This is a genomic window from Mycolicibacterium mageritense, assembly GCF_010727475.1.
GTDB lineage: Bacteria > Actinomycetota > Actinomycetes > Mycobacteriales > Mycobacteriaceae > Mycobacterium > Mycobacterium mageritense.
Genome location: NZ_AP022567.1, coordinates 2,712,497 through 2,738,799 on the forward strand (window position 1 = coordinate 2,712,497; position 26,303 = coordinate 2,738,799).

The following is a 26,303-nucleotide window of genomic DNA, read 5'->3' on the forward strand; positions in this document are numbered from 1 at the left end:
GACGCGGACAACAGAAGCGAGACGCGCCCGGATATTCATACGGGCCGCAATGTACTTCCTACTGATGATATAAATAGCGCGTGGGCACCGAATCCTTCGACAACAGCGTGGAAGCCGTTTCGGCGATGCTCGTGGCGAGCGCAGACCTGATGTGGCGGCACCTCGCCGATCGCGACAGTTTGAGTGCGAGCGCGACGCTGGTGCTGGTCCGCCTGAACCGGGAGGGCCCGATGCGGGTGACGGCGCTCGCCGAGGCGGAGGGCGCGAGTCAATCGGGCATGACGCAGCTGGTACAGCGGCTGGAAAACCAAGGGCTGGTGGAGCGTTGCAGCGATCCGGCCGACGGGCGGGCGTGTCTGGTCAAGGTCAGCGAAGGTGGCCGTCGCCTGTGGGAGGAGCGAGCCGTCGTCCGCAAGCAACGCATCGCCGCGCTGTTGGCCGGGTTGTCGGAAGACGATCGGACGTCGCTGTGGCTCGCCGCGCAGGTCTCCGCACGGCTCGTCGATCAGATGCGCGAGATCGCCGATACGCGGGCAGGCGCCCACGCCCACGGTGCCGCCTGACCGGCGTCGTCAGCTGCTGGTCTGCCATTCGAGTGCGTCCGCACCGTACGGGCCGGGCGGAGCTGAATAGCCGATGCGGTCGCCACCGGAAAACGCCGGCGGGGCCGCGAAAGACAGTCGGCCGAACACGGATTCGGCCTCAGCGCGCGGTACTGGCAGTTCCCGGCCCTCACGTCGGGTAGCAGGCAGGTCGAGGAGCAGATGCGCGGTCCTCGCCAGGCACAGATGGGCCGAGCCGGCACCGGCGGTGGACCGTCGGGCGAGTAGCGCCAGCGTGGCGGCCGCGACGCCGTAACCGCTGGCGTGGTCGAGCGCCTGAACGGGTAGCGCGCCGGGCCGCCACCCGCCGTCGGAATCCGTGCGGCCGTACAGCCGGCCGATGCCGGTGGCACATTGCACCAGCGAATCGAATCCGCGACGACCTCCCCACGGGCCCTGATCTCCCCACGCGTCCAGCGTGACCACCAGCAGACCCGGGAACCGCTCGCGCAACGCCACGGGGTCCAGGCCGAACTCGGCCAGCGTCCCCGGCCGGTATCCCATGATGACTGCATCGGCGTGCCGGAGCAGGGCAGTGAGCTTCTCGCATTGCACGCGATCGGCGAAGTCGGCTGTAGCGCTGCGCTTCCCGAATCCGCTGTCGATGTACTGATCGATGAGTTCGGGAATCGCGGGCGGGTCGACGCGCAGCACGTCGGCACCGAGGAGCGCGAGGAACCTGGTGGCGACGGGGCCCGCGATCACGCGGGTGAGGTCGAGGATCCGTACGCCCGCGAGCCGGCGGCCGGATTCGAGGGCGGGCCCGAGCACATCCGTCAGGTCGAACCGGATCCATGGTTGCGTGTCGACGTAGCGGCCTTGCGGGCCGGCACGCCAGTCCTGGGGGGCCCGAAGGGTGACGGCGAGACCGCCTGCGACCGTGACGCGTTCGGCAATCTCGTCCGCAGGCAGCGACGCGATCGTCGCGGTGAGTTCCTCCTTGGTGCTGACACCCAGGGCATCCGACAGCGCGCGGGCGTGATGCGGATAGTTCGCGTGCAGCCGCACCCAGCCGTCGCGAGCCTGGAAGTAACCGGACATCGGGGCGAATCCCTCGGGCGCGCGCCCGGCGACGCGAAGATGATCGAGAGACGCGAAAGCAGCTGCCACAGAGGCGCTGTCGGTGTGGAAACGCTCGGTGCGGCCGAACGCGAGCTGAGCCGCGGTCAGCGCGGTTCGGACACTGCCGAGGGCGAGGCCTTCGACATCGAGCGGTCCGCCCCACCAGGACCGTGGGCCTGACACTCGCGCCGCGTCGGCATCGTCGATCGGCCCGATCGCCGGGGCCAGCCACCGGTACAGGTCAGGGATCTCCGGCGTGGCGGTCTGCATAGAGGCACCGTATCGCGGTCGGCGCGACCGTTCCCCGCCGCCTCCCGGCCCTCGGGACACAAACCCGCGCCGTGGCCGAACCGTGACGAACACTTGACCGAATCGTCAACGCGCGCCGTCACGTTCGGCGGGCAGGGCGCCTCTACCATGACAACGTCAAAGGCCGGGGTGGTCGTCATAGAGGGATCGGATTGATGCGGGCGGTTGTTCAGGGTGTTCTCGCGTTGGTCGTGGTCTCCATGGCCGTTTTCGGTGGTACCGCAGGCGTTGACCCGACAGCGGTCAGCCTCCCGATCGGCAAAGCCGTCGAGTCGATCGCGCCGGCGCAAGGTGCAGTGGTCGGGGTGGGACACCCGGTTGTGGTCACCTTCGCGCGGCCGGTCGCCAACCGCACTGCTGCCGAGCGGTCGCTAGCGGTGAAGTCCGATCCCGCCAGGACAGGCAAGTATGAGTGGCTCGAAAGCAATGTCGTGCAATGGGTTCCAGATCAGTACTGGCCAGCGCACAGCACCGTGAGCCTTTCGGTCAGCAACAGGCCGACGCAGTTCCAAACCGGCCCGGCCGTGGTCGGGGTTGCCGACATCTCGGATCACACGTTCACCGTGACGATCGACGGGGTCGCCGAGGGGGCACCGATACCGTTGCCCGCGCCGCACCACCTGCCGCACCTGGGTGAGGACGGGGTACTGCTGGCGTCCATGGGCAGGCCCGAATATCCCACCCCCGTCGGCAATTACACCGTTCTGGAGAAAGACCGTTCGGTGATCATGGATTCCAGCAGCGTCGGTGTGCCCGTCGATGCCGACGACGGATACCGTCTCGAGGTGGATTACGCCGTGCGGATCACGCGCCGCGGAATCTACGTGCACTCGGCGCCGTGGGCAGTCGCATCGATGGGGCTGGAGAACACCAGCCATGGCTGCATCAGTCTGATCCCGGCAGCCGCAGAGTGGTACTTCAACACCGTCAACGTCGGCGATCCCGTCATCGTCCAGGAGTGACCGGCATCGGCGCCGGGCAGGTACAGCCGCTTGTGGCCTGACAGCGGGTCAACCCGAATGTGATTGTGTGACAAGCGAGAACACGAATGCCGTGCCGGTGTGGGACCGGCACGGCATTCGGAGACTGTCAGGCAGTGGCTGCTATCCCTGAGGCCCGGGCTGAGTCGGCACACCCGGCGTGGGCCCGTCGGCTCCGGCCGGCCTACTCGTGGGCACGCCCTTACCGGTTCCGCCCATTTCCATCAGGGGAGCACCGCCTGCCACGGGGGCGGCGGCCACCGGTGCCCCGGCGGCCACGGGTGGCACGACGGGCACAGGTGGCGCGGCGGGCACCGGTGGGACACCCGCGGGCGGTACGACGGGCACCGGCGGCACGCCTGCCGGCGGTACCACGGGCACCGGTGGGACGCCCGCGGGCGGAACGACGGGGGGAGCCAACGGGGCGGCCACCACCCCTGCCGCTTCTACCGCAGCCGCACTGCACGGAGCTGCGGCCGCCCCGGGTGCTGCGGCGCCGGCGGCACCGTCGACGCACTTGTACCCACCCGCCTTGAGCGGGGCGGCCGTCGCATGCGGGCCCAACAATGCTGCGGCAACGCACATTCCCGTGCCGGCAACGGCCACCACAGCGACTCGATTAAAGCTGACCATCACCAGCGTCTCCCTCGACCCGTGCTCCAAAATTACTGCGGTGAAATTACCGCGACGAAAATTAGTGCAGCTGAACCGTAGAGCGGCTCAGAGTCGGTGTCCAGGCAACTGCCGAATTGGATGCCGGGTTGACACAGGACCGAATCGCGGCCGTGATCGCACCGTGTCCGAACTGTCACGTCCAGCGCACGCGTCAGACGGCCCGACAGCCCAACTCGGGCTACGGGCAAACCAATTCAGCAAATCCGGCGGGCGACGGGTCGATCGATCTCAGCTGCCCGGCCACTCCCCGGTGGCCCGCTGGAACAACCGGGCACCCTGGCGATCGATCACGGCCTTGACAACCGAGAAGATCGCGCCCTGGACCGCGGCGGCGATCAGAATCTCTTTGAACGGATACTCCGTCTGCAAAGGCTCCGGTGGATCGGGCTTGTCGCCGGGCGCCGCGCGCCGCCACACCTGCTTGAAGATGGCGCCCGCCAGCAGTCCGCCGACGACCGAACTCAGCAGGCCCACGGGCCGGTACAAGATCTTCGCCGTCGTGCTCGGATGGTTCGTCATCGGATCGTCCCTTTCGCATCGGTGAGGTCGGTCAACGGCGGCGGCGCCACACCACGACGCCGACGACGAGGGCCACCGCGATCACCGCCGCGACGGGAATCGACTTCTTGACCGCCCCGGTGTCGTCGGTGAGCGCCTCGCGCGTGTGCACGGCCGTCTCGGTGATGCGGTCCTTGGTGTCGGCCGCCTTCTGCTGCGCGCGGCCTTTGACGTCGGCCTTCGCCGCGAGCGCGTCGACGGTGTGGCCGAGCTCCTGCCGGGTCTTGTCGATGTCTGCCTGGATCTCGTCGATTCCTGCGTCGGGCCCGGGCTCAGGCGTGGCACCCGACGGTGTGTCAGCGGTCATGACGGACCCCCTTCACTTCATCGAGATCCTGTTTGACGCTGGCCACGGTCATCTCTGGCGTGGGCGACGCCTGAGTGAGCTGCTTTCGGCTGGTCAACGCCGCGATCCCGGCAATCGCGAACAGGATCACCGCGACGATCAGCGCGGCGGCCCACACGGGCAGCACCAACGCGAGCGCCGCGACCGCTGCGGTGACCACCGCGGCCACTCCGAATACGGCGGCCAGACCCGCGGCGCTCAGGAAACCGGCGCCCATGCCCGCGTGTTTTGCAGAGTTCGCGAATTCCTTTTGCGCCAACCGCATCTCGTCACGCACGAGCCGTGACGTCTGCGCTGACAACTGGCTCACCAGCTCGCCGATCGGCACGTCGGACCCGACTCTCGGTTCCGTTTGCATATCCTGTCTCCTCCTTCGGCACATGCAGCCGAGCACACACTGCATTGCACGGGAGGTTTCCCAGTCGACAGCACGCCAAACCCACTACTCGACCGGAAACTGCGCCGGGGTGGCGGACGCGTCCCGCCGGTCAATCCCACCCCGGAACGTCTGTTGCCCGGAAGGTGGCGAAACCGCCGGCGTCGTCCACGATCACGACGCGGCGCAGGCCGTCGATGTCGAACCCGGCCACGCCTTCGGGTTTCATGGATGACTCGAACTCGACCCGCAGTACTTCTGCCGCTGCGCCGTTCCCGCTCCACGTGCACAGCTCGAACGGCACCCGGTCGCCACCCGCGGATCGTCCGAGGACGACGAGGAATTCTCCGCGGGCCGTGTCATAACTGATGTCGCGGACGCCCTGCGCCGGGACCGTGCCGCTCCGGATGTGGGTGATCGGCCCCGCCTGCAGCGCAGCCACCGTCCACGGCGCCGCGAGGTCGAGGTGGATCCGGATGACCGAGGCCTGGCCGTCGCGGGTCGGCGAGCGGACCCCGAGCAGCAGGTCGCAACGCACGGGATCCCAGGCCAGGCCTTCGATGTTGAGGCCGCCGCGGTCCGGAAGCTGTTGCGCTGCCGCGGCAAGGCTCGGGTAACGCGAAAGCAGCCAGCGCCGGAAACCGGTCATGGCCTCACCGCGCAGCTCGCCCTCGGGTGTGTAGCGGATGCGCACCAGCCCGTCGCGCGTGGGGAATCGTCCCGGCCGCGCGCTGAGCGACGACGCGACGACGAGCTGGCGCAGGCCGTCGGTCTCGATCTGCGCGAGGCCCTCGGGATCGGTCAGCGAGCCGTCGGGGAGGCCGCGCAACGGCCGCCGCGAGACTGGGCGGCGTTGCGTTCCATCGGCTTTCAAGGAGAACTCGTACAGCGCATGCGGATCACGGTTGTTGATGAAGGCAAGGCGCCGCTTGCCGACCCGCACCACGCCTGAGGCGTCGAGCGGCAGGGCTGCCCGCGACACGAACGGCGTCCGTGACACCACGAGTGATCCGGCCATTGGTCCTCCCACCGCAGATCTTTTCCCGCGCAGGGGTTGTTTGGCGTGAGTAGCCGCCTACCTCAAATCCGGCTGGCGAAGGCCTTGACAACATACAACCATTTGGTTGTATGTTGGGAGCGTGACCGAGGATGACGAGGACCGGGCGGACGCCCTGTTCCACGCGCTGTCCGACCGCACCAGGCGCGACATCATGCGCCGGGTGCTGGCCGGGGAGCATTCGGTCTCGGCACTTGCGGCCAAGTACGACATGAGCTTTGCCGCGGTGCAGAAGCACGTCGCCGTGCTGGAAAAGGCCGGCCTGCTGATCAAGCGACGCAACGGTCGCGAACAGTTGGCCAGCGGCGATGTGGCAGCGGTGCGGTCGGTCGCGTCCATGCTCACCGAGTTGGAACAGGTGTGGCGCGGACGCATCGCCCGGATCGACGAACTCATCTCATTCGACACCGAGGAGCGCTGAACCATGCCCGTGACCGACGTCCAACACGATCTCGACAAACTGACGCTGACCATCACGGCGGATTTCGCCGCACCGGTGGCGCGGATCTGGCAGGTCTACGCCGATCCGCGACAGCTGGAAAAGGTCTGGGGGCCGCCGACTTACCCGGCGACCGTGGTCGACCACGACCTCAAGCCCGGCGGCCGCGTCACGTATTTCATGACCGGCCCGGAAGGCGACAAACACGCCGGGTACTGGGAGGTCACCGCTGTCGACGAGCCGGCGAGCTTCTCGTTCGTCGACGGGTTCGCCGACCTCGACTTCAACCCGAATCCCGACCTGCCGGTCTCGACCAACGTCTACACCTTCTCCGAGCGCGACGGCGGCACCCGCGCGGTCTACGTGAGCACCTTCGCGTCCGCCGAGGCGCTGCAGCAGATACTGGACATGGGCGTGGTCGAGGGTGCTTCGTCGGCGATCAACCAGATCGACGAGCTCGTCGCCTCCTGAGAGGCTGCGACGTATGGCGCGCGGCGCGGCGTGATAGCTCACCGCGCGGCGCCGGCGCGGTATACGTTCGTGCCATGGACTTCGACGAATACCGCAGTTACGACGCCACGGGTCTGGCGAAACTGGTTGCCGACAAACAGGTTTCGGCAGCCCAGTTGCTCGCTACGGCTCGAGCGCGAGCCGCTGCGGTGAACCCGAAGATCAACGCCATCGTGCGGGACATCCCCGCCGAACCGGCAGACGGCCTCACCGGCCCGTTCGCCGGCGTGCCGTTCCTCATCAAAGACCTGGCGCAGGACTACAAGGGTCAGCCGACTTCAGCAGGATCCCGCGCACTGAAGTCCCTGCCTGCCACCGAGCACGCCACCATCGTGCAGCGCTGGCTCGATGCGGGCCTGGTCATCTTCGGCAAGACCAACACTCCGGAGTTCGGATCGAAGGGCATCACCGAGCCGGTCGCCTGGGGTCCGGCACGTAACCCGTGGGACGTGACGCGCACTCCGGGTGGGTCGTCGGGCGGATCTGCGGCGGCGGTGGCCGCAGGCATCGTGCCGTGCGCGGGCGCCAACGACGGTGGCGGATCGATCCGCATCCCCGCGGCCTGCTGTGGGCTCGTCGGACTCAAAGCCGGCCGAGGTTTGACGCCCCTTGGCCCCGCGACCGGAGAATCCATGCACGGTGCGGCCGTTCAGGGCGTGGTGTCACGCACGGTGCGCGACACCGCGGCGATGCTCGACGTCATCAGCGGCGCGGAGCCGTGGGGGCCGTTCGTCCCGGGCCTGCCCGCCGAGCCGTTCGCGTCGTGCGTGGGGGCGGATCCCGGCAAGCTGCGGATCGGCGTTCGGGTGCCGTCCGCGATCAACCCGGCGCCACATGCCGAGGCGGTCAAGGCCGTCGAGGCAACCGTCAAAGCCCTGAGCGAGCTCGGCCACCATGTCGAGGAACTGCCGCAGGCGCCGTTCGACGACGCCGCGCTGGCCCGCGACTTCCTGCTCACCTGGTTCGTCTACACCGCGTGGGAACTCGCGGAGGCCAAGCGGCTCACGAGTGCCGGTGACGAGTCGTTCGAACGCGACACGCTCATCATGGCGGCGCTCGGCCGCGCGACCAGCAGCGTCGACTACGTGGACGCAGTGCAGCGGCGGCACGAACACACGCGGCGGTTGACAACGTTCTTCGAGTCGTACGACCTGCTGCTGACACCCACGTTGGCGACCCCGCCGCCGACTATCGGTGAGTTCGAGTTGCCGGTGGCGGTGCAGCGCGCGTCCGACGCGTTGATCAAGACCCGCACCGCAAGCCTTTTGCGTTACACCAAGGTCGTCGACGACATGGTGGACAAGAACCTCGGCTGGGTGCCGTACACCCAGCTGGCGAATCTCACCGGCCGGCCCGCGATCTCGTTGCCCTTGCACTGGACGGCAGACGGCGTGCCGCTCGGCGTGCAGTTCGTCGGGCCGCTGGCAGGCGAGTCACTGCTGATCAAACTGGCGGCCCAGCTCGAGCAGCGGCTGCCGTGGGCCGATCGCTTCGCGCCGGTCTAAGTGTGCCGGTTGGCCCAGCCGTCGTCGTTGTGGGCCAACAACTGCAGTTCGCGTTCCCACGCGTGGGCGCGGAGCCGATCGAGTCCTTTGCGCAGCGCGAACGCCACGAGCGCGCTGAGCACGACCAGGACGGTCCATACCATCCCCGCCGCCGCAATTGCCGTGACCTTGGCGTCGGCCGGGGTCTGGGGCGCCGCCACGGGCTTACCGGTCTTGTCGTCGAGCCAGACGGTGAGCGGATCGCCGGCGGTGACCACGCCGCGCTTGACGACTTGCGCGGTACGCATCTGGCCGCCCTCGTGCCACTGCGCAGTGACATAGGCCGCACCGTCGAAGTCGGTCATCAGGCTGGTGCCGTCGATGGCCACGGCCTCGACGGGGTGACGCGTGTTTGTCTGCTCGTGTGCGGTGCGCACAGTCGAGGAGTAGACCAGGTCGCCGGACTGCATTGCGAAGGGTATGGCGATCAGGGCGGTGAGCAGAACAGCGAGGGCTGCGAGTGCCTCGACGCGGTCGGTGAACCGGATGAGGGGATTGAAGCCGAGTGCGCGCATATGCCAACGGAACGGTCCAGCAAACGTTGTGATGGTCATCACTGGTTTCGGACCGCGGTGTTCTCCGTTTCTCGCAAACATCACACCCTATGGTGGCACCGTGGCAACGGCGCCACCAGTCAGGTCAGCTCATCGGGACCGATCTCACAGCCTGCTGAGCGGGGTCGCAGACGCCTTCCCGGGGCCGCGCGGGGCGGGGATCGCGTCGCCGTACGGTGCCGTGCTGCGGTCGTGCAGCGGGTGGATCACCATGTACACCAAGCCGATTCCCACGACCACAGCCGCCGACAGGGCCACGATCCAGTTGTCGTACCACGGCGCGTCGGGCGTGCGCGGCCACGCCATGTTGATCATCGCGGTGACGCCGTAGACCAGGGCCGCGATGTTGACGGCCAGCCCCCAGCTGCCGAGCTGGTACTTGCCGCTGGGCACCCAGCCCTTGAGGCGGGCCCGCAGCGCCGCGAGCACCACCATCTGGAAACCGAGGTAGATGCCGAACGCCGCGAAGCTGATGATCTTGGTGATGGCGTCGGTGGAGACCTTCGACCCGATGACGATCACGGCAGGCACGATCGCGGCCAGCACCAGCGCGTAGGGCGGCACGTGGCGCGTGGCGGAGAACTTCTTGAGCAGTGCGCTGCCCATGATCATGCCGTCGCGCCCGTAGGAGTAGGCCAGCCGGCTCGCGGCGGCCTGCAGGCTCATGGCGCACGACAGGAACGAGATCAGCACCACGAGCAGGATCACCTTGGCGCCGATCGGGCCGAATGCCTCGCCCAGCACGGTGCTCACGGGATCGGTGTCATCGCCTGCGATGACGGCCGGGATGTCGGCGACCGACAGGACGAGCGCCAGGCACACGAATGTGGCTGCGGCACCACCGATGTAGATCGTGCGGCGCATGGCCTTGGGGATCAGGCGGCCCGGGTCGGGCACTTCCTCGGCGACGTCGCCGCACGCCTCGAAGCCGTAGTACTGGTAGACGCCGATGAGGGCGGCCGCGGCGAACGCCCACATGTAGTTGCCGTCGCCGCCTGCGCCGAAGCTGTCGAACAGCACGCCGAGGTTGTGGTGGCGGTGCGCGACGAGCAGCCAGACGCCGACCACGAGGGCACCGATGATCTCTGCGGTGAATCCGATGATCGCCGCTTTCGCAAGGACTTTCGTGCCCATGAAGTTGATGGCGGTGGCCAGCGCGAGCAGCGCGAGCGCGAAGGCGATGGTGTTGTTGACCGTCGCGTCGAAGCCGAATGCCGCCGCGATGAACGGGCCTGCGCCGTAGACGACCGACGCGATCGTCACCAGCAGGGCCACCAGGTAGACCCAGCCGGTCATCCACGCGTACCGGCGGCCCCACAGCCGCCGCGCCCACGGATACACGCCGCCCGCGACAGGGAACTGCGCGACGATCTCGCTGAAGGTCAGCGCCACCAGCAGTTGGCCGACGCCGACGATGAGAAAACTCCAGATCATCGGTGGTCCGCCGGTCGCGAGCGCGTACGCGAACAGGGTGTAGACACCGACGACGGGCGACAGATACGTGAAGCCGAGGGAGAAGTTCGCCCACGGGCTCATGTCGCGCTTGAACTCGGACTGGTAGCCGAGCGCTTGTAGATGCTGGACGTCGTCTCCAGGGCTGGAAGTTGACATGGCCGTACTTTCTTGGGTAGGCGCAGGAAGTGAAGTAGTGCGAAAAACTACAGTCCTATTGTTTATTCGGCAAGGGAATCGGCGGAATTCGTCCGAAGTCCGGTAGATTGCCGACGTCGGACCTCGCGGGAGGGCGTTCGCGGAGGAGGAGACGCAGGTGTCGTCGTTGTCGCCGCTGGTCGCGTCGGAAGCGCCGGTCGGGCGCGCGGACGAGATCGTGCAACGGATCACCGAGGCGATCCACCTGGGGTTGCTCGACGACGGCGAGCGGCTACCCGTCGAAATCGACCTCGCGGCCCAGTTCGGAGTGGCTCCGATGACCGTGCGGGAGGCGCTGGCGACGCTCCGCGAGCAGGAGCTGGTCGAAACCCGCCGTGGGCGCAGCGGCGGGTCGTTCGTCCGCAGGCCCGCGGGTCCGCCGATCGACCAGCTGACTGCGAGGCTGGCCGCCATGAGCGCCTCTGACCTGCGGGATCTGTTCGATGAGCACACCGCGATCGCCGGCCAGGCCGCACGCCTGGCGGCCGAGCGCGCCGCGCCGTACACCGTGCGCAGGCTGTTCGCCCTGACCGATCAGCTCGATGCGGCCACGACGCTGGGGGACCGGATCCGTGCCGACAGCCGGTTCCAGATCCAGGTCGCCATCGCGTCGCAGTCGGCTCGGCTGGCGCGCCGGGAGGCGAACATTCAGGCCGAGGTGGCCGGGCTGATCTGGCTCCCGTTGGGGCCGGCGCTCGACGTCGCCGCCTACGTTGAAGAGCAGCACGCCATCGCTGCGGCGGTCGCCTCGGAGAACGCCGGTGAAGCGCGGCGGCTCGCGGAAGCGCACGTCATGGGACAGCTTGCGCGCCTGACCACCGTCAACTTGGACCTCACGACCCAGGAATCCGGCTCATGACCGATGACACACTGGCTCGCCGCCTCGCCGAGCGGGCGTCGCAACCGCTCGAACCGATCTACGACCTGCTCGGCCGGATCGCGGCCGAGGTGCTGCGCAGCCGCCCGCCACGCGCCGCGCTGACCGAGGGGCACTTCAGCGGGCTGCAACGGATGCTCGCCGATCTGCTGCGCGACGAGCGCGGGGTGTGGGGCATGGGTTTCATCGCCGCGCCGTTCGTGGTCGAAGGCCGGGAGCGCTATCTCGCCTGGTGGCAGCGCCACGATGACCGCGTGGCCCGGCTGCGGCTCAACTTCGACCCAACCAGCATCGACGTCTACGACTACCTGCAGATGGACTGGTACCAGCTGGCACTGCACGGCCAGCAGCGCGTGGCCTACGGGCCATATGTCGACTACAGCGGCTCCGACATGTACACCATCACGGCCACGATCCCGATCGTCGGTGCGGACGGCACCTTCCTGGGCATCGCGGGCGCCGACCTGGTGGTCGGGGAGGTCGAGCGCAAACTGCTCGAGGTGCTGCGGGAGACCGGTGACGACGCCCTGATCGTCAGTACCGAACGCCGCGTCATCGCGGCGAACACGCCGCGGTGGTTCGTCGGCTCGCGCCTGCCCGCGATGCCCGCGGTCGGCCCGGCCGCCGATCCCTCGGCATTTCGTGAGGTCGCGGACATGCCCCTGGGCATCGGCTGGGTGCTCGCGATCGCCTGGCCCGCCCGCGACTGACCGACCAGCGGTAAACCCGCCGTAATCAGCATCTTGCGATCAACTTGCGATCGGCTATTGACTTTAAGAACCTAGTTCTAGAGTATTTAGTGATCGTTCGGTCCCCGAGCTCTCGGAGGAAGCACTGATGTCATCCGCAACAATCGGCCAGGCCCCGGTTTTCGACGTCGCCGACCCGGCGTTCTCCATCACGTCGGCTGAGGTGCACGACGCCAGGGAGCGCAGCTGGTATGCGACGACGCCGTATGGCATCGCCGTGCTGCGGTACGAGCAGGTCAGCCGGCTGCTCAAGCACCCGAAACTGCGCCAGGGCAGCGTCGCCTGGCCCGCGCACAACGGCGTGACCGAGGGCCCGTTCGCGGACTGGTTCGCCAGCTGGATCCTCAACAAGGAGGGCGAGGAGCACCACCGCCTGCGGCGGCTCATGAACCCGGCCTTCTCGCCCAAGCTCATCGGCGGGCTCGTGCCGAGGTTCCAGGCTCTGGCCAATGAACTCATCGACAGCTTCGCCGAACCCGACCGCTGCGAGTTCGTCAGCGAGTTCGCCGAACCGTACGCCGCCCGCGTCATCGCGATCATGCTCGGTATCCCCGAAACCGAGTGGCGGATCATCGCTTCCGAGTCGGTGACCATCGGCCTGGCGATGGGCGTGACGTTGCGCGAGGATCTGCCCAAGATCGAAGCCGCGCTGCAGCGGCTCTACGACTACTGCGATGAGCTGATCGCCGACCGCCGCGCCAACCCACGCGACGATTTCGTCACCGCACTGGTCAACGCGTCGCGCCCAGAGGACGGCAGGCTGTCGGACACCGAACTTCGGGATGCCATGGTGCTCTTGATCTTCGGCGGCTTCGACACCACGCGCAACCAGCTCGGCCTCGCGATGCAGACGTTCATGGCCAACCTCGGCCAGTGGCGCCTGCTCGCGGACAACCCCGACCTCGGTGGCAAGGCCGTCGAAGAGGTCATGCGCGTCAACCCCACCGTGCGCTGGGTGACCCGCGAGGTGCTCGAGGATTTCGAGTACGAAGGCGTCGAGCTCACGGCAGGCACCACGGTGCATCTCTACAGTGAGTCGGCAGGCACCGATCCCAGGGTGTTCGAGCCGGGTTTCGACATCACCGCACAACGCAAGCCGCACTTCGGTTTCGGCGGCGGCGCCCACCATTGCCTCGGCCACTTCGTGGCGCGCTCGGACATGAGCGAGGCACTGCCGCTGCTGGCCCGGCGATTGCGCGAACCGCACGAACTGCCCGGCGCGGACTGGCTTCCCGACTCGGGCAACACCGGCCCGATCCGGTTGCCCATCGGCTTCACGCCGGCTCCCTGAATCCCTACGACACCGAGGAACCATCATGCGCGTCACCGTCGACCTCACGCTCTGCCAGGACCACGGCCAGTGCGCCATCGCCGCACCCAACGTCTTCACGATGAACGACGACGGGAAGCTCGAATATGTCGGCAACCCCGACGATGCCGAACGTGACTACGTCGAAGAGGCCGCAGACGTGTGCCCGGCCCAAGCCATCTTCATCGAGGACTGATGTCGCGCCACATCGTCGTCGTCGGCGGCTCGCTGGCCGGCCTACGGTCGGCAGAGCAACTCCGCGCACAGGGACACACCGGGCCGGTCACGGTGTTCTCCGCCGAACGGCACTTCCCGTACAACCGGCCGCCACTGTCCAAAGAGGCGCTTTCCCAGCTTGATTCGGACGGACCGGATGAACTGGCCGCGCGCCTCGCGTTCCGCAGGCGACCAAGTGTGGCCGACGTCGAATTCCGTTACGGCACAACCGTGGTCGCTGCCGACCTCGCCGCGCACACCGTCACCGCCGAATCCGGGGCCGTGGTGGGCTACGACGGCCTGGTCATCGCCACCGGCCTGCGGCCGCGACGCCTCACCGTACCGGGCCCCGAACGGGGCAGGCACGTGCTGCGCACCGTCGAGGACTGCCTCGCGCTGCGCCATGCGCTGCGGCCGGACAGCCGCATCGTCGTCGTGGGCGCCGGCTTCATCGGCTGCGAGGCAGCCGGAACACTGCACGCGCTGGGCCACCGGGTCACGGTCGTCGAACCCGCCGGAGCGCCGATGCAACGCGTGCTCGGAACCGACCTGGCCACCGCGATCCAACGCCACCATGCCGCGGGCAGCATCGAATTCGTGATCGGCACCGGTGTCGCGGCGTTCACCGGCGACGACCGCGTCACCGGCGTGGTGCTCGACACCGGAGAGATCCTGCCCGCCGATCTCGTGGTCGAAGCCGTCGGATCGGTCTGCAACGTCGAGTGGCTCGACGGCAACGGGCTCGACCTGAGCGACGGCGTGCTCACCGGCAACGACCTCGCGGTGGCCGGCGCCACCGATGCCGTTGCGGTGGGCGATGTCGCCCGTTTCCCCAACCCGCTTTTCGACCACGTGGCCCGCCGCGTCGAGCACTGGTCGATTCCCACCGACACCGCCAAGCGGGCCGCGGCGACCCTGACCGGTGCGCTCGACACCACGCCGTTCGCACCCGTCCCGGCGTTCTGGAGCGACCAACGCGACCTGCGCCTGCAGAGTTACGGCTCACCGGCCCTTGCCGACGAGATCCGCGTCGAGGACGGCAGCCTCGCCGACCTGACCGCGGGCGTCGTCGTGACATACCACCGCGACGACCGCCACGTGGGCACTGTCGCGGTCAACCTCAGCCCCGCTCGCTGCCGCGTCCTGCGCGAAGCCTTCACCGCCGTCGACGTGACGGCATGACCACATCCCTTCTCACCCCGAGGTGATCCGATGACCACGACACCACTGGATCTGCATCGCCAGACCAACGCCACCAGCCCCGAGCTCGCCGCCGCACTCTCCACGATCGCCGATCGCGGCGTTGAACTCGTCTACTTCCAGGCCGTCACCATCACCGGCCGGGTCGTCGGAAAGGTGGTGCCCGCGCGTCACTTCGAGCGGTTGGCCGTCAAGGGCGTGCAGCAGCACCAGACGGCGATCGCCAACCTGCAGGGCACCCGCGCGGGTGTGCTGATGGCAGGCGGCGTCAACGCGCCCGAGTACACCGCGGTGCCGGATCTCGACACGTTCGCGGTCCTGCCATGGGACACCAGCTTCGCGCGCGTGTTCTGCAGGCTCTACGAACCCGACCATCTCGCCGAGGGCGGCGGCGCCGAGTTCGCATGTGACACCCGCGGTCTGCTGCGCCGGTTGCACGCCGGGTTCACCGACCGCACGGGCCTTGAGCTGCGCACGGGCTGCGAACCCGAGATGACCTGGCAGGGTGAGGGACTCGAGGCGCACTTCCGGCCGGGCTCGAGCCCCGCGTACCACATCGAACACCTCGAACGGAATCGTCCGATCGTCAAGAAGGTCGTCGAATACGCGCAGGCGCTCGGACTGGACATGATCGAAGGCGACTACGAGGACGAGTTCCAGGTCGAGCTCAACTTCATGTACGACCGCGCGGACCTCACGGCCGACCGGCTGACCACTTACCGCCAGATCTGCAAGCAGGTCGCGCGCGAACTCGGCATCCAGGCCAGCTTCATGCCCAAACCCGCCACCGGCATGATGGGCAACGGCTGCCACCACAACTTCAGCCTGTGGCGCGACGACGTCAACGTGCTGGAAGACCCGGACGTCACCGAGCTGCACCTGTCCGACGTCGGAAAGCACGCGCTGGGCGGGCTGCTCGCCCACAGCGCAGGCGCGATGCTGGTCAATGGTTCGACGGTGAACTCCTACAAGCGGTATTGGGACGCAGGGCAGTTCGCGCCGTCCCGCATCAACTGGGGCCTGGACAACAAGACGTGCACGGTGCGGTTGTCGGCCAATGGGCGCCTCGAATACAAGCTGCCCGACGCGAGCGTGAACCCGTACCTGTCCCACGCCGTCATCCTGGCCGCGGTGGAGGACGGCATGAAGAACTCGATCGACCCGGGGCAGCCGACCAAGGGCTCGTCGTACGACACGCCGCAGGACGTGCGGTTCCCCGCATTGCCGCTGACCCTCGGCGAGGCCATCGACGCGTTCCGCGCCGACGATGTGCTCGCCCAGGCGTGCGGCCCGAAGTTGTCCGAACTGCTCATCGACTTCCACGCCGACGAGTGGGCTCGGTTCTGTGGATACGTCACCGATTGGGAGCGCGACATGTACTGGGATGACACGCCGTGACCGGCGCATCGAAGCCACTGCGGCTGGCCTGCCTCGACGCAGAGGCGCCGCCCCTGTTCTCGCTGTGGACACCCGAAAACGGCCGCACGGGTTACGAACCCGCGGTCGCCGAGGCCCTGGGCGACGAGCTGGGCCGGCCCGTCGAATGGGTCCGGGTGCCATGGGTCGACATGATCCCCGCGGTGCGCCGCGGCGATGCCGACGCCGTGCTGTGCGGCCAGGGCATCACTGCCGAGCGGCTGGCCCAGGTCGATTTCACGCGGCCGTATGCGATCTTTCACGAGGGTGTCCTGGTCCGGCGCGGCGCCGGCATCCACACCGCGGACGACCTCGTGGGCCGCAAGGTCGCGGCCATCGAGAACAGCACCAACATGGCCCTGGTCGAAACCTTCACCGGCGCAGTGCCCGTGGCGTTCGGTCCGGGCTCCGACGACGTGTATGCCGACATGCTGGCGGCGCTGTCGAACAACGAAGTGGACGCGGTGGTCGACGACGACGTCGTGTTCGTCCCGCTCGGCACCACGCACCCCGACTACGAACTCGCGTTCACGGTGCGGACCGCCAACAAGTGGGGCATCGCGGTGTCGAAGAACCGGCCTGACACCTTGGCCGAGATCGACGGCGCGCTGGGCCGTCTCATCGACTCGGGCCGCCTGCGCGACGTGTGGAAGGAGTGGCTGCCGACCCTCGACTACCCGTTCGGTGACGCATGATCCGGCCGCTGGTGGCGGTCATCGGCCGGCGGGCCGCGCACGTGCCGATCCTGCGCTTCTCAGCGACCCTTGCCGCCGAGGCGATCTGTGAAGCGGTGTGGTCCGCGGGCGGCGAACCGGTGATCCTGCACGGGCCTGCGTGCGATCCGATCCTCGAATTGCCAGATCGCCTGGCGCAATTCGACGGCGTGCTGCTGCCCGGCGGCGCCGATGTCGAACCGTGCCGCTACGGTGCCGTGCCGGCGCCCGAGACCACCGGCACGATGGCGTTCCAGGACGATCTCGATATCGGTGTCACGCGTGCGGTGCTCGATCACGAGCTGCCCACCTTGGCCATCTGCCGCGGTATGCAGGTGCTCAACGTGGCGCTCGGCGGCAGTCTCACCCAACATGTGGTGGAGGAAGACACCCCACACCACAACGGAATTCACTCGGTCGACGTGACAGCGGGCTCACGGTTGCACGCGATCGTGGCTGCGGAGACCGTCGATGTCTCGTCGTACCACCACCAGGCGATCGACCGGCTCGGTGCGGGCCTGAGCGTCACCGCTGTCGCGGCCGACGGGGTGGTGGAGGCCGTCGAGCACTCCCGCGCCGACGTCATCGCCGTGCAATGGCATCCCGAAGACCGCCACGCGACGTCGGCGACCGACGCGGCCTTGTTCGCCGATCTCGTCGACCGCGCCCGCAAACGGAAGGAAACCAGATGACCGACCGGGTCCACGTGTCGGATGTGACTCCGCAGCTGCCTCCCCCCGAGACGCCCCGCGCGCAGGTGTGCGTGCTGGCGTCGCTCAACTTCCCCGGCATCAGTGCCGAGGACGTGGGACTGATCCGCCGGTTCACCCGTCTGGCATTGACGACACTGCTCGAGCTCGGGGCCGGCTATGAGCTGTGGGACACCACCGAACCGCTCGACAATCCTTCGGGTGCAGGGGAGTTCGACGGCCTGCTGCTGCTCGGTGGCGGCGACATCGACGGCAGCTGCTACGGCATGAGTGCACCGAACCCAGCCGCGTACGGCGTCGACGCCCGTGCCGACCGCGACGCGTTCGCGGCCATCGAGGCCGCCGCCGCGGCCGATCGCCCGATCTTCGGCATCTGCCGGGGCTCGCAGCTGCTCAACGTCGCCCGCGGCGGGACGATCGTCGGTGACATCGTCGACTACAAGCTGCACCACGGCGCACCTGGCGAGCCGACGTTCGTCGACGAGCCGATCGACGTCGTGACCGGCACCCGATTGGCCGCGATCCTCGGCACCGACCGGATCACGGGTCGGTCCGGGCACCATCAGGCGGTCGACCGGGTCGGCGACGGATTGGTCGTCGCGGCCTGCGCGCTCGACGGCGTCGTCGAAGGCATCGAGGATCCGGACCGCTTCTACCTCGGCGTGCAGTGGCACCCCGAGGACGAGGACGGGCCTGCGGCAGACCGGCAGCGGCTGTTCAGCGCGTTCGTAGACGCGGCCGAGCTGTCCCGCAAGGCCAGTGCGGCCCCGGTCGCGGCCTGCGACTGAGCCTCAGCGGATCGCCAGACCCGTCACAGCACGAGAGATGACCAGCCGCTGGATCTCGCTGGTGCCTTCGAAGATCGTGAAGATCTTGGCGTCGCGGTGCATGCGCTCGACGGGATAGTCCCGCGTGTAACCGTTGCCGCCAAGGATCTGGATGGCCTCGTCGGTGACGTACACCGCGGTCTCGCTGGCCACGAGCTTGGCCATCGAGCCCTCCGCGGCCTCGAACGGCACGTTGTTGCGGGCCATCCAGCCGGCCCGCCACACCAGCAGCCGGGCCGCGTCGATCCGGCTCTTCATATCCGCGAGCTTGAACGCCACAGCTTGGAACTCGCCGATCTTGCGCCCGAACTGCTCACGCTGGCAGGCGTATTCGAGGGCGTACTCGTAGGCCGCGCGGGCCACGCCGACCGCCATCGCGCCCACGGTCGGCCGCGTACGTTCGAAGGTCTTCATGGCTGCCTGCCCGCGGGCCGATGCACCCGATTTGACCCGTGCGATACGGTCCTCGAACTTCTCGCGCCCACCCAGGATCATGTCCTCGGGGAGACGGACGTTGTCGAGCACGACCTCGGCCGTGTGCGACGCGCGGATGCCGTGCTTCTTGAACTTCTGCCCCTGCGTCAGGCCGTGCGTGTCCGGCGGGATGATGAACGTGGCCTGACCGCGGGAGCCGAGTTCGGGATAGACCGAGGCGACGACGATGTGCACGTTGGCGATACCGCCGTTGGTGGCCCAGGTCTTGGTGCCGTTGAGCACCCATTCGCGGGTCGCCTCGTCGAACCGGGCCCGCGCACGGATCGCGCCGACGTCGGAACCGGCATCCGGCTCGGACGAGCAGAACGCGCCGAGCTTGGGATCGCCCGGCGTCCCGAACATCTCGGGCAGCCAGCGGCCGAGCTGCTCGGGAGTTCCGTTGCCGGCCAACGCCGCCGCGGCCAGGCCGGTGCCCAGGATGGACAGCGCGATGCCTGCGTCACCCCAGAACAGTTCCTCGAACACCGTGAGCATGCCCAGTCCTGAGGGCTCGGCGGCCTGCTGCGCGAACAGCTCGGGTGAGTACAGGCCCACCTTGGCCGCCTCCTGGATGATGGGCCAGGGGGTTTCCTCCCGCTCGTCCCATTCGGCGGCTGCCGGCCGGATGATCTCGGCCGCGAACTGATGCACCCAGTCCCGCACCTCGATCACATCGTCGCTCGGCTGCAGTGAGAACGTCATTGATACTCCTCGAAAAGGATTGATGGTCAGCGCTTCTTCTTGATCGTGTGCCGCTCCAGCACACTGGTGGTTTGGTCGACCCACGCCTCGAAGAAGCGTCGGTCGTCGACGTTGCCTGGGCTGCGCGCGGTGAGCGCCCGCAGCGACGCGTAGTACGACAGCGACGCGATGGCCACCGCGGCGGTCGCGGCGGGGTCGGGGATCCGGGTGCGGCCCGCGTTGTTGGACGCCGTGAGTTCGTCGGCGAACCGTTGATAGGCGTTGTCGGTGATCACCTGCCATGACTGTTCGTCGAGCTCGCCCAGCTCGTCGGGCTCACGCAGCATGACGCGCAGCAGCTCCTCGCTTTCGGTGAGGTTGCGCCAGATGAGCTCGCCCGCGGCACGGACGGCTTCTTCGACCGAGCGCGGTGTGCCCGCGTCGTACTGCTCGCGCGCGGTCACGATGCCCTCGAGACGGCTGGTCACCGCGGCCTCGAGGAGTGCGCGCTTGGACGAGAAATGTTTGTAGAGCGCTCCGGATCCGGGTGCCAGGCCGCAGGCCTGCTGGATGTCGGCAACCGACGTCGCGGCATAGCCCTTGGCCGCGAACAGCTCGAGGGCTGCCGCGAGGAGCTGGTCACGTGTCGAGCCGGACATGGTGAGAGAGTACTCACTCACCACCGCGACAGCAAAGAATTGTCAAATTTTGGGAGTGTGAAATACGTCTCTGTCTAGGAACTTTCGGTGTGCGAGAGCCCTGCAGCAGGGATCCTTAGCTTGTTCACGGCCAACTCGACGGCATCGCCTCAGTTTGGCCGAGCACGCTGGGCACGTAGTCGAAGTGTCGTGAAGCTCTTCTGGAGGGCAATGATGATGACGACAAATGCTGCCAACGCGACGGTCATCGAGTTGGCAACCCATCCTGTCTGGCGCGCGTCGCGGCGGTACTCGCGCGAGCTCGCCGAGGCCATGCGTCGTCATCCGTCGTCGTATCGGCCCGAGCCGGAAGGTGAAACGCTCGACGCCCAGGCCCTGCCCCGGGTTCCCCAACTCGCGTGTGTGCGGGCCCCTCGACTGACACTGGCCGAGCGGGACTGACGCGTCAGGCCCGCGTCGCCTTCTGGCCGTAACTCGCCAACCGTCGTCCGACCTCGGCGATCTCGTCGTCGCCGAGCACCCGCACGGGTGCCCCGGTGGCCATGGCCCGCAACTGGACGTCACAGATGTACTCCAGGTAGGGCACCAGGTTGAGCACCTTCGGCAGCGCCTGGCCGGCCAGGACCGCGCCGTGGTTGCCCATGAGCGCCGCGGTCCGATCGCGAAGTGCCTCAGTCACGTTGTCCGCCAACTGCTGTGTGCCGAACGTGGCGTACGGCGCGACGCGCACCGCGCCGCCGAACATCGCCGAGTAGTAGTGCGACGCCGGCACGACATCGGTGACGGTCGACAGTGCGGTCGACGCCGGTGCGTGCGTGTGCACGATAGCCGTGTGGTCGGTCTGCCGATAGACCGCAAGGTGCAGGGCCAGTTCACTCGACGGTGCCAGGACCGCGTCGACAGGGTTGCCGTCGAGGTCGTGAATTCCGACGTCCCGCGCTGACATCGCCTCGTAGTCAACGCCGCTGGGCGAGATCACCACCAGGTCGCCGACCCGGATCGACACGTTGCCCGCGGTGCCCACCACAAGCCCTGACCGGCTGAGGAACTGGCACGCGTCGACCACCTGCTGCCGCTCGTCGCCGAGCCGAAGTTCGGTGCTCATGGCTCGAGGATGTATTTCGATCCGCGGCCCGCGGCCATGTCTTCGAGGCTCGGCACCAGCGCGTCGAGTGGCCGGCGCTCGGTCACCAGCATCGAGCCGTCGACCTTGCGGCTGGCGAGCAGCTCCACCGCGACGCGGACGTAGTCAGGCGTGTGGTGGAAAACCCCCTTGAGCGTGTACTCCTCGTAGTGCATGGCGCTGGAGTCCACGGAAAACGGTGCACCCTTGGGTGTTCCGCCGAACAGCACGGCCGTGGCGCCGGGGCGCAACGTGCGCACGGTCTGCTCCCAGACCTGCGGCAGGCCCACGGCCTCGATGCCGACGTCCGCGCCCCGGCCGTGCGGTGTGCGGCTCTTGATCAGTGCGACCCGGTCCTCGAAGTCCGCAACGCCGGACAGGTCGACGGTCTCCACGGCGCCTGCCAGTTTGGCCTGATCCAGCCGCCACGGCGACTGGTCGACCGAGATCACGTTGGCTCCGCGCAGCGTCGACAGCCGCACGAACATCAACCCGATCGGTCCGGCGCCGTGCACCACCACGGTGTCGCCCAACTGGATGCCCGTCTCGGCCATGCCGTGCACCACGGTGGCCAGCGGCTCGAGCGGCGCCGCATCGGCGAAGTCCAGGTCGTCGGGCAGCCGGTAGGTGTTCCGCGCGACGATCGCGGCCGGGATGATCACCTCTTCGGCAAACGCGCCGTTGAGGAATTCCAGGTTCTCGCACAGGCTTTGGCGTCCGCGGATGCACGCCCAGCAGTACCCGCACGGCACGGTGTTGGCGGCTGTCACGCGATCGCCGACGGCAAACGTGTCGACACCGTCGCCGACTGCCGTGACGACGCCGGCGAACTCGTGACCGAAACGCGAAGGCAGCGTGGGGAAGAGCTTGGGATGCCCGCGCCGATAGGACTTGAGGTCGGTGCCGCACGTCGCGGCGGCCTTCACCTCGACGAGGATCTCGCCGGGTGCCGGCTGGGCCGACGGCACGTCCTCCAGCTGTAGCTCGCCGGGCCCGTAGAACATGGCCGCTCTCATCGTTGCTCTCCTCGTGTGTCGTCGTGCCGGCCCAGATCGTGCAGGCTGTGCAGCAGGTCGTGCGTTTCGGTGTAGAGGCGTTGGTACAGCGCGCGCAGCCGGGCGTATTCGGCTGCCTCGGCCACGCGGGGCTCGACCACGGTGTCGGTGCGGGCCAGCGCGGCGGCGGCCTCGGGGATCGAGCCGAAATGGCCGATCGCCGTGAGGGCGATCGCGGCCGCGCCGAGCGCGCTGACCTCGCCGGAGGCGCACACCTCCAACGGGCGGTCGAACACGTCGGCCAGGATCTGGGTCCACAGCGGGCTGCGTGCGCCGCCGCCCATCGCCCGGATCACGTCGACCCGGCCGCCGCGGGCCGCCTCGAGCCCGTCGAGCTGCATGCGCAGTTCGAAGGCGATGCCTTCGAGCAGCGAGCGGTAGAAATGCGCCTTGGTGTGGCAGCCCTGCCAGCCGAGCGTGATCCCGGATGCCTGGCTGTTCCAGTGCGGGGTCTGCGCGCCGTTCCAGTAGGGCAGCGTCAGCAGGCGCTCACTGCCCACGGGAAGCGCCGCGGCGTCCCGTTCGAGGCGCGGATCGGGCGCACCTGCGAGCTCGGGGTCGCCGAACTCGGTGCGGAACCACGTCGGCAGGTAGGTGCCGGACGAGCTGAACGTCTCGGCCGTGGTCTGGCCGGGCATCGCCGAGATCATCGACCGGTAGGCGCGTGACGGCAGGTATGACGTTGTCTCGCTGCCGATCACCACCGCGGTGCCGAGCACGAGGTACGCCGCGCCCGGGTCGGTCACGGCCAGGCCCAGCCCGGCGGCCTGGCCGTCGCCGGTGCCCGCCACCACCACCGTGTCGGGGCGCAGTCCCCACCGGTCGGAGACGTCGGGCCGCAACGGTCCCAACGAAGCACCCGCGGGCACGAGATCCGGCAGCTGTGCACGGTGCAACCCTGCGAGCGCGAGCAGTTCGTCGCTGTAATCACCGGTGGCCTGGTCGATCAACGCGAGCGGATCCACCGACGCGGTGCTCGACACCCATCGGCCCGTCATGGCGTGCGTGAGGTAGGTGTGGACATCGGTGACCCGGTGACAGCGCGCCATGGTGTCGGGTTCGTGATCGCGCAGCCACAGCAGCTTGTAGAGGCCCGGGGTGATGTCGGCGGGCTTGCCGGACAGCAGCTCGACGCGTTGCGTGCCATAGCGCCGGGCTTCGGCGTCGGCGCGGCCGTCCATCCACAGGATCGCAGGCCGGATCGGCTGCTCGTCGGCGTCGAGGCACACGAATGTCTCGCGTTGGTGCGTCACGCAGATGGCGGTGACCGCGCTCCTGTCGTCAATCTCGCCGAGTGCCTGCTGCACGGCCCCGTCGGTGGCGGCCCACCAGTCCGGCGCGTGTTGTTCGAACCAGTGCGGCGCCGGGGTCTGGGTGTCCAGGGCTTGCGCGCCTGTGCCCACCAGGGCGCCCGTGGCGTCCACGACGATGGCCTTGGCCGCGGTCGTCGAGCAGTCGACCGCGATCACGAGCGGGGACGCCATCGTCACACGGTCCCGGGTTCGGTCGGGGTATCGAGCTGGGCGACAACGATGTTGGCTTCGCCCGCGGTCAGCTGATCCAAGTCCTCGCCGCTCACGCCCTCGTCGATCACGACCGCGTCGAAATCTTCGAGTGCGCAGATGCGGTGAATCGCGCGCCGGGTCAGCTTGGTGTGATCGACCAGCAGTACTCGCAACTCGGCGCTCTCCATGAAGGCGCGCTTGAGATCGGCCGCGGTGCTCGACGGGTGGAAGCACATGCCGCGGGAGACCGCGGGCACCGACATGAACAGCACGTCATAGTGCATGTCGCGCAGTGCCCGCACGGCCTGCGATCCCACGAACGACGAGAACTCGGGGACGTAATCTCCGCCGATCGCGTTGAGCCGCACGCGCGGTTCGGTGGACAGTTCGTTGATCGCGGGCAGGAAGTTGGTGACGACCGTGAGCGGCAGGCGATCGGCCAACAGCGGCAGCACGTGTAGCGCCGTCGTGCTGTCATCCATTGCCACAGCTTGCATTTCGACATGTTTGGCGGCCCACTCGAACCCGGCCTTGGCCACGGCCTGCTTCTCGGCGAGGTTGAGCGCCTTGCGCAACTCGATGTTGCGCTCGACGGCCTCGCTCGGCGGCGCCTCGGCTCCCGACCGCACCTTGCGCAGCATGCCCTGCGCGTGCAGATGGTCGAGATCGCGATGGATCGTCATGGTGCTCACGCTGAACTGATCGGCCAGCTCGTCGATGCGCGCCCAGCCGCGGGCCCGGACGAACTCGACGATCTCCGAACGCCGGTGGGAGTGACTGCTGCTACGGCGAGTCGATGCGGGCACGGCGACCTCCTGTAACCCACGTCATAGTGCGCCAGACGGTATCACACGAAAAATCACAAACACAACATCAACTGTGTGATTTATAACAGGCCAGCCTCGCCGCAACCGGCCTCTCGGCGGTCGGGTACAGCCGTTCTGCAGGTCTCAGTGCCCGAGCTGGGCCTGCAGGCCGTGCGCGCGAAGTTGCTCGAAGTCGTAGATGAACTCACCCCGCCGGCCCACCGAGATGATGTAGCGGTCCTGGCCTTCGGTGATGGGGAAGCGGAACGAGAACGTGCACTTGCCGGTGTCGCCCTTGCCCTGCCCCAGTGTGGTGTTGGCGAGGATTTCGCCTTTGCCGTTCTTGACGGTGACCGGCGTGCCGCCGTTGACATCGGCATATCCGCTCGACCCCTCGCACGCCGTCCCGTCGGATGCGATCGCGCCGAGGCCGAGGCTGTCGATCAGCACGAAAGTCCCTGAGACGGTGGCTGTTTCGAGCACCCGGAAACCGTCGGAGAAATGCGGGCAGAACGCGTCGACGGCGAACTTGTCGGCGGGCAGACCCTGTTGCGGCCCACCGTCTTCGAGCTGACGGCAGACCTGCCTGCCGTGCGCCACGGCGTTGGCGTCGGAGTTGAACTGCCTGTTCAGCCCCGCCTCCTTCAGCGCCGAGAGATACCCGGTCTCCGGCGGCGGGGCCGGTCTGCGGCTCTCCACCAGCAGCACCCACACCACCGCGGCCACCATGACGATGACCGCGGTCGCCATGCCGGTGCCCAGCCACGTCGCCCTGATACCAGTCCGGGCGGCGGGCAACTCGACATAGTCGGGCAGCATCTGGCCACCGATCGGGTCGACCGACTTGGCCTTGCCGTCGCGCACGCGGTTGGTCGGGCGGCCCGCGGTGTAGTAGCGACCCTCGTGCCGCGCCGTGGGATCCGGGCGCCAGCCTGACAGTTTGGCCGGCCCGTCCACATGTCCGCAGCGTTTGCAGTTGCCGCTGCCGTCGACGTCGGAACCGCAGTACGGACAGGTCACGGGCGTACGCCCCTGACCGGCTGTCCACAACGGCGGTGACTCATCACCACCGTTATACGTCGGCGCGCCCCGGTTATCGCACGTCGGGGCCGTCACCCGGCCGGACTAGTACTTCCGGTCGCCCTCGCTGTCGTCGAAGAAAGCCCAATCACCGTCGGCCGAAAGCACTTCCATCCGCCAGCCCAGCTCGGGCTTGGCCTTCTGGTCGACGAACCAGGCATGCGCGTCGTCGGCGCTCTCGATGTCCTTGGTGTCGACGACGTCGCCCTTGGGGTTGAGAACTCGATATGTGGCCATGTTC

Annotated in this window: 31 protein-coding genes; 15 read left to right on the forward strand and 16 right to left on the reverse strand. The window is 68.0% G+C overall.

The genetic code is table 11. The annotated features are described in order from the left end of the window. Positions 1-80: 80 nt before the first annotated feature. Complete coding sequence (locus tag G6N67_RS12750) at positions 81-563, forward strand: MarR family winged helix-turn-helix transcriptional regulator (RefSeq protein ID WP_036430705.1); 483 nt, start codon at positions 81-83, stop codon at positions 561-563. 9 nt (positions 564-572) lie between these two features. On the opposite strand, the gene G6N67_RS12755 is transcribed toward G6N67_RS12750, so the two are convergent. Then, positions 573-1,934, reverse strand: a complete 1,362-nt coding sequence (locus G6N67_RS12755) for a CoA transferase (RefSeq protein ID WP_036430706.1) — start codon at positions 1,932-1,934, stop codon at positions 573-575. 194 nt (positions 1,935-2,128) lie between these two features. On the opposite strand from G6N67_RS12755, the gene G6N67_RS12760 reads away from it, so the two are divergent. Continuing rightward, positions 2,129-2,935, forward strand: coding sequence for a L,D-transpeptidase (locus G6N67_RS12760; protein WP_036430708.1), 807 nt, complete (start codon positions 2,129-2,131; stop codon positions 2,933-2,935). Positions 2,936-3,076: 141 nt separating this feature from the next. On the opposite strand, the gene G6N67_RS12765 is transcribed toward G6N67_RS12760, so the two are convergent. The 5 genes from G6N67_RS12765 to G6N67_RS12785 all read right to left on the reverse strand — a co-directional run bounded on the left by G6N67_RS12765 (position 3,077) and on the right by G6N67_RS12785 (position 5,926). Continuing rightward, entirely contained in the window at positions 3,077-3,586 is a 510-nt protein-coding gene (locus G6N67_RS12765) for a hypothetical protein (protein WP_073911929.1), read from the reverse strand. Positions 3,587-3,856: 270 nt separating this feature from the next. Then, positions 3,857-4,147, reverse strand: a complete 291-nt coding sequence (locus G6N67_RS12770; protein ID WP_036430710.1) for a DUF4235 domain-containing protein — start codon at positions 4,145-4,147, stop codon at positions 3,857-3,859. Positions 4,148-4,178: 31 nt separating this feature from the next. Further along, positions 4,179-4,493, reverse strand: a complete 315-nt coding sequence (locus G6N67_RS12775) for a DUF3618 domain-containing protein (RefSeq protein WP_036430712.1) — start codon at positions 4,491-4,493, stop codon at positions 4,179-4,181. Beyond that, positions 4,483-4,890 carry a phage holin family protein gene (locus G6N67_RS12780; protein ID WP_036430714.1) on the reverse strand — a complete coding sequence of 136 codons (408 nt, stop codon included), beginning with the start codon at positions 4,888-4,890 and terminating at the stop codon, positions 4,483-4,485. Before G6N67_RS12780 ends, G6N67_RS12775 begins: the two co-directional genes overlap by 11 nt. Positions 4,891-5,020: 130 nt before the next feature. Beyond that, positions 5,021-5,926 (reverse strand): YjiK family protein, encoded by a 906-nt coding sequence (locus G6N67_RS12785; RefSeq protein WP_051578601.1) that lies wholly within the window; start codon positions 5,924-5,926, stop codon positions 5,021-5,023. A gap of 121 nt (positions 5,927-6,047) precedes the next feature. Between G6N67_RS12785 and G6N67_RS12790 the strand changes: the two genes are divergently transcribed. From G6N67_RS12790 to G6N67_RS12800, 3 genes are all read left to right on the forward strand, one after another. Then, the gene (locus G6N67_RS12790) at positions 6,048-6,386 is read left to right on the forward strand and encodes an ArsR/SmtB family transcription factor (RefSeq protein WP_036430716.1); all 339 of its coding nucleotides are present in this window, start codon (positions 6,048-6,050) and stop codon (positions 6,384-6,386) included. Between the two features lie 3 nt (positions 6,387-6,389). Beyond that, entirely contained in the window at positions 6,390-6,875 is a 486-nt protein-coding gene (locus tag G6N67_RS12795; RefSeq protein WP_036430718.1) for an SRPBCC family protein, read from the forward strand. Positions 6,876-6,949: 74 nt separating this feature from the next. Further along, positions 6,950-8,419 (forward strand): amidase, encoded by a 1,470-nt coding sequence (locus tag G6N67_RS12800; RefSeq protein WP_036430720.1) that lies wholly within the window; start codon positions 6,950-6,952, stop codon positions 8,417-8,419. Here the strand turns inward: G6N67_RS12800 and G6N67_RS12805 are convergent. Both G6N67_RS12805 and G6N67_RS12810 read right to left on the reverse strand, forming a co-directional pair. Then, entirely contained in the window at positions 8,416-8,973 is a 558-nt protein-coding gene (locus G6N67_RS12805; protein ID WP_051578602.1) for an Rv1733c family protein, read from the reverse strand. The genes G6N67_RS12800 and G6N67_RS12805 overlap by 4 nt on opposite strands. 144 nt (positions 8,974-9,117) lie before the next feature. Beyond that, the gene (locus tag G6N67_RS12810; protein WP_036430722.1) at positions 9,118-10,623 is read right to left on the reverse strand and encodes an APC family permease; all 1,506 of its coding nucleotides are present in this window, start codon (positions 10,621-10,623) and stop codon (positions 9,118-9,120) included. A 157-nt stretch (positions 10,624-10,780) separates the two neighbouring features. Between G6N67_RS12810 and G6N67_RS12815 the strand changes: the two genes are divergently transcribed. From G6N67_RS12815 to G6N67_RS12855, 9 genes are all read left to right on the forward strand, one after another. Continuing rightward, positions 10,781-11,521 (forward strand): FadR/GntR family transcriptional regulator, encoded by a 741-nt coding sequence (locus G6N67_RS12815; RefSeq protein WP_036430724.1) that lies wholly within the window; start codon positions 10,781-10,783, stop codon positions 11,519-11,521. Beyond that, entirely contained in the window at positions 11,518-12,249 is a 732-nt protein-coding gene (locus G6N67_RS12820; protein WP_036430726.1) for a PDC sensor domain-containing protein, read from the forward strand. Before G6N67_RS12815 ends, G6N67_RS12820 begins: the two co-directional genes overlap by 4 nt. A 127-nt stretch (positions 12,250-12,376) precedes the next feature. Next, positions 12,377-13,579, forward strand: coding sequence for a cytochrome P450 (locus G6N67_RS12825; RefSeq protein WP_036430728.1), 1,203 nt, complete (start codon positions 12,377-12,379; stop codon positions 13,577-13,579). Positions 13,580-13,604: 25 nt separating this feature from the next. After that, positions 13,605-13,793, forward strand: coding sequence for a ferredoxin (locus G6N67_RS12830; RefSeq protein ID WP_036430731.1), 189 nt, complete (start codon positions 13,605-13,607; stop codon positions 13,791-13,793). Beyond that, positions 13,793-14,995 carry an NAD(P)/FAD-dependent oxidoreductase gene (locus G6N67_RS12835; RefSeq protein ID WP_036430733.1) on the forward strand — a complete coding sequence of 401 codons (1,203 nt, stop codon included), beginning with the start codon at positions 13,793-13,795 and terminating at the stop codon, positions 14,993-14,995. The genes G6N67_RS12830 and G6N67_RS12835 overlap by 1 nt, the downstream gene beginning before the upstream one ends. A 30-nt stretch (positions 14,996-15,025) precedes the next feature. Next, on the forward strand, positions 15,026-16,411 hold the full coding sequence (locus tag G6N67_RS12840) for a glutamine synthetase family protein (RefSeq protein ID WP_036430735.1): 1,386 nt from the start codon (positions 15,026-15,028) through the stop codon (positions 16,409-16,411). Then, positions 16,408-17,124, forward strand: a complete 717-nt coding sequence (locus G6N67_RS12845) for an ABC transporter substrate-binding protein (protein ID WP_036430737.1) — start codon at positions 16,408-16,410, stop codon at positions 17,122-17,124. Before G6N67_RS12840 ends, G6N67_RS12845 begins: the two co-directional genes overlap by 4 nt. Further along, the gene (locus G6N67_RS12850; protein WP_036430739.1) at positions 17,121-17,834 is read left to right on the forward strand and encodes a gamma-glutamyl-gamma-aminobutyrate hydrolase family protein; all 714 of its coding nucleotides are present in this window, start codon (positions 17,121-17,123) and stop codon (positions 17,832-17,834) included. Before G6N67_RS12845 ends, G6N67_RS12850 begins: the two co-directional genes overlap by 4 nt. Further along, the gene (locus tag G6N67_RS12855; protein ID WP_036430741.1) at positions 17,831-18,640 is read left to right on the forward strand and encodes a gamma-glutamyl-gamma-aminobutyrate hydrolase family protein; all 810 of its coding nucleotides are present in this window, start codon (positions 17,831-17,833) and stop codon (positions 18,638-18,640) included. Before G6N67_RS12850 ends, G6N67_RS12855 begins: the two co-directional genes overlap by 4 nt. A gap of 3 nt (positions 18,641-18,643) precedes the next feature. Here the strand turns inward: G6N67_RS12855 and G6N67_RS12860 are convergent, their stop codons facing one another. Further along, positions 18,644-19,855 (reverse strand): acyl-CoA dehydrogenase family protein, encoded by a 1,212-nt coding sequence (locus tag G6N67_RS12860; protein ID WP_036430743.1) that lies wholly within the window; start codon positions 19,853-19,855, stop codon positions 18,644-18,646. A gap of 26 nt (positions 19,856-19,881) precedes the next feature. Continuing rightward, positions 19,882-20,493, reverse strand: a complete 612-nt coding sequence (locus tag G6N67_RS12865; protein ID WP_036435027.1) for a TetR/AcrR family transcriptional regulator — start codon at positions 20,491-20,493, stop codon at positions 19,882-19,884. Positions 20,494-20,709: 216 nt separating this feature from the next. On the opposite strand from G6N67_RS12865, the gene G6N67_RS12870 reads away from it, so the two are divergent. Beyond that, the gene (locus tag G6N67_RS12870; protein WP_131524632.1) at positions 20,710-20,934 is read left to right on the forward strand and encodes a hypothetical protein; all 225 of its coding nucleotides are present in this window, start codon (positions 20,710-20,712) and stop codon (positions 20,932-20,934) included. Between the two features lie 4 nt (positions 20,935-20,938). On the opposite strand, the gene G6N67_RS12875 is transcribed toward G6N67_RS12870, so the two are convergent. The 6 genes from G6N67_RS12875 to G6N67_RS12900 form a co-directional block, all read right to left on the reverse strand. Continuing rightward, a complete protein-coding gene (locus tag G6N67_RS12875; protein ID WP_036430746.1) occupies positions 20,939-21,598 on the reverse strand; it encodes a class II aldolase/adducin family protein in 660 nt (219 codons plus the stop codon). Then, positions 21,595-22,632 carry a zinc-dependent alcohol dehydrogenase gene (locus G6N67_RS12880; protein WP_036430747.1) on the reverse strand — a complete coding sequence of 346 codons (1,038 nt, stop codon included), beginning with the start codon at positions 22,630-22,632 and terminating at the stop codon, positions 21,595-21,597. The genes G6N67_RS12875 and G6N67_RS12880 overlap by 4 nt, the downstream gene beginning before the upstream one ends. Next, on the reverse strand, positions 22,629-24,155 hold the full coding sequence (locus G6N67_RS12885; RefSeq protein WP_036430749.1) for a xylulokinase: 1,527 nt from the start codon (positions 24,153-24,155) through the stop codon (positions 22,629-22,631). Before G6N67_RS12885 ends, G6N67_RS12880 begins: the two co-directional genes overlap by 4 nt. Before the next feature lie 2 nt (positions 24,156-24,157). Beyond that, positions 24,158-24,982, reverse strand: coding sequence for a DeoR/GlpR family DNA-binding transcription regulator (locus tag G6N67_RS12890; protein WP_051578603.1), 825 nt, complete (start codon positions 24,980-24,982; stop codon positions 24,158-24,160). Positions 24,983-25,126: 144 nt separating this feature from the next. After that, a complete protein-coding gene (locus G6N67_RS12895; protein WP_036430751.1) occupies positions 25,127-26,002 on the reverse strand; it encodes a DUF732 domain-containing protein in 876 nt (291 codons plus the stop codon). A gap of 105 nt (positions 26,003-26,107) precedes the next feature. After that, positions 26,108-26,299 carry a hypothetical protein gene (locus tag G6N67_RS12900; protein ID WP_036430753.1) on the reverse strand — a complete coding sequence of 64 codons (192 nt, stop codon included), beginning with the start codon at positions 26,297-26,299 and terminating at the stop codon, positions 26,108-26,110. Positions 26,300-26,303: the final 4 nt, after the last annotated feature.

Excerpts from the sequence above, each read along its gene's own strand:
- G6N67_RS12755 (WP_036430706.1), bottom strand. The coding sequence starts at position 1,934 with ATGCAGACCGCCACGCCGGAGATCCCTGACCTGTACCGGTGGCTGGCC.
- G6N67_RS12760 (WP_036430708.1), top strand. The coding sequence starts at position 2,129 with ATGCGGGCGGTTGTTCAGGGTGTTCTCGCGTTGGTCGTGGTCTCCATG.
- G6N67_RS12765 (WP_073911929.1), bottom strand. The coding sequence starts at position 3,586 with ATGGTCAGCTTTAATCGAGTCGCTGTGGTGGCCGTTGCCGGCACGGGA.
- G6N67_RS12770 (WP_036430710.1), bottom strand. The coding sequence starts at position 4,147 with ATGACGAACCATCCGAGCACGACGGCGAAGATCTTGTACCGGCCCGTG.
- G6N67_RS12775 (WP_036430712.1), bottom strand. The coding sequence starts at position 4,493 with ATGACCGCTGACACACCGTCGGGTGCCACGCCTGAGCCCGGGCCCGAC.
- G6N67_RS12780 (WP_036430714.1), bottom strand. The coding sequence starts at position 4,890 with ATGCAAACGGAACCGAGAGTCGGGTCCGACGTGCCGATCGGCGAGCTG.
- G6N67_RS12785 (WP_051578601.1), bottom strand. The coding sequence starts at position 5,926 with ATGGCCGGATCACTCGTGGTGTCACGGACGCCGTTCGTGTCGCGGGCA.
- G6N67_RS12795 (WP_036430718.1), top strand. The coding sequence starts at position 6,390 with ATGCCCGTGACCGACGTCCAACACGATCTCGACAAACTGACGCTGACC.
- G6N67_RS12800 (WP_036430720.1), top strand. The coding sequence starts at position 6,950 with ATGGACTTCGACGAATACCGCAGTTACGACGCCACGGGTCTGGCGAAA.
- G6N67_RS12805 (WP_051578602.1), bottom strand. The coding sequence starts at position 8,973 with ATGCGCGCACTCGGCTTCAATCCCCTCATCCGGTTCACCGACCGCGTC.
- G6N67_RS12810 (WP_036430722.1), bottom strand. The coding sequence starts at position 10,623 with ATGTCAACTTCCAGCCCTGGAGACGACGTCCAGCATCTACAAGCGCTC.
- G6N67_RS12820 (WP_036430726.1), top strand. The coding sequence starts at position 11,518 with ATGACCGATGACACACTGGCTCGCCGCCTCGCCGAGCGGGCGTCGCAA.
- G6N67_RS12825 (WP_036430728.1), top strand. The coding sequence starts at position 12,377 with ATGTCATCCGCAACAATCGGCCAGGCCCCGGTTTTCGACGTCGCCGAC.
- G6N67_RS12830 (WP_036430731.1), top strand. The coding sequence starts at position 13,605 with ATGCGCGTCACCGTCGACCTCACGCTCTGCCAGGACCACGGCCAGTGC.
- G6N67_RS12835 (WP_036430733.1), top strand. The coding sequence starts at position 13,793 with ATGTCGCGCCACATCGTCGTCGTCGGCGGCTCGCTGGCCGGCCTACGG.
- G6N67_RS12840 (WP_036430735.1), top strand. The coding sequence starts at position 15,026 with ATGACCACGACACCACTGGATCTGCATCGCCAGACCAACGCCACCAGC.
- G6N67_RS12850 (WP_036430739.1), top strand. The coding sequence starts at position 17,121 with ATGATCCGGCCGCTGGTGGCGGTCATCGGCCGGCGGGCCGCGCACGTG.
- G6N67_RS12855 (WP_036430741.1), top strand. The coding sequence starts at position 17,831 with ATGACCGACCGGGTCCACGTGTCGGATGTGACTCCGCAGCTGCCTCCC.
- G6N67_RS12860 (WP_036430743.1), bottom strand. The coding sequence starts at position 19,855 with ATGACGTTCTCACTGCAGCCGAGCGACGATGTGATCGAGGTGCGGGAC.
- G6N67_RS12865 (WP_036435027.1), bottom strand. The coding sequence starts at position 20,493 with ATGTCCGGCTCGACACGTGACCAGCTCCTCGCGGCAGCCCTCGAGCTG.
- G6N67_RS12870 (WP_131524632.1), top strand. The coding sequence starts at position 20,710 with ATGACGACAAATGCTGCCAACGCGACGGTCATCGAGTTGGCAACCCAT.
- G6N67_RS12875 (WP_036430746.1), bottom strand. The coding sequence starts at position 21,598 with ATGAGCACCGAACTTCGGCTCGGCGACGAGCGGCAGCAGGTGGTCGAC.
- G6N67_RS12880 (WP_036430747.1), bottom strand. The coding sequence starts at position 22,632 with ATGAGAGCGGCCATGTTCTACGGGCCCGGCGAGCTACAGCTGGAGGAC.
- G6N67_RS12885 (WP_036430749.1), bottom strand. The coding sequence starts at position 24,155 with ATGGCGTCCCCGCTCGTGATCGCGGTCGACTGCTCGACGACCGCGGCC.
- G6N67_RS12900 (WP_036430753.1), bottom strand. The coding sequence starts at position 26,299 with ATGGCCACATATCGAGTTCTCAACCCCAAGGGCGACGTCGTCGACACC.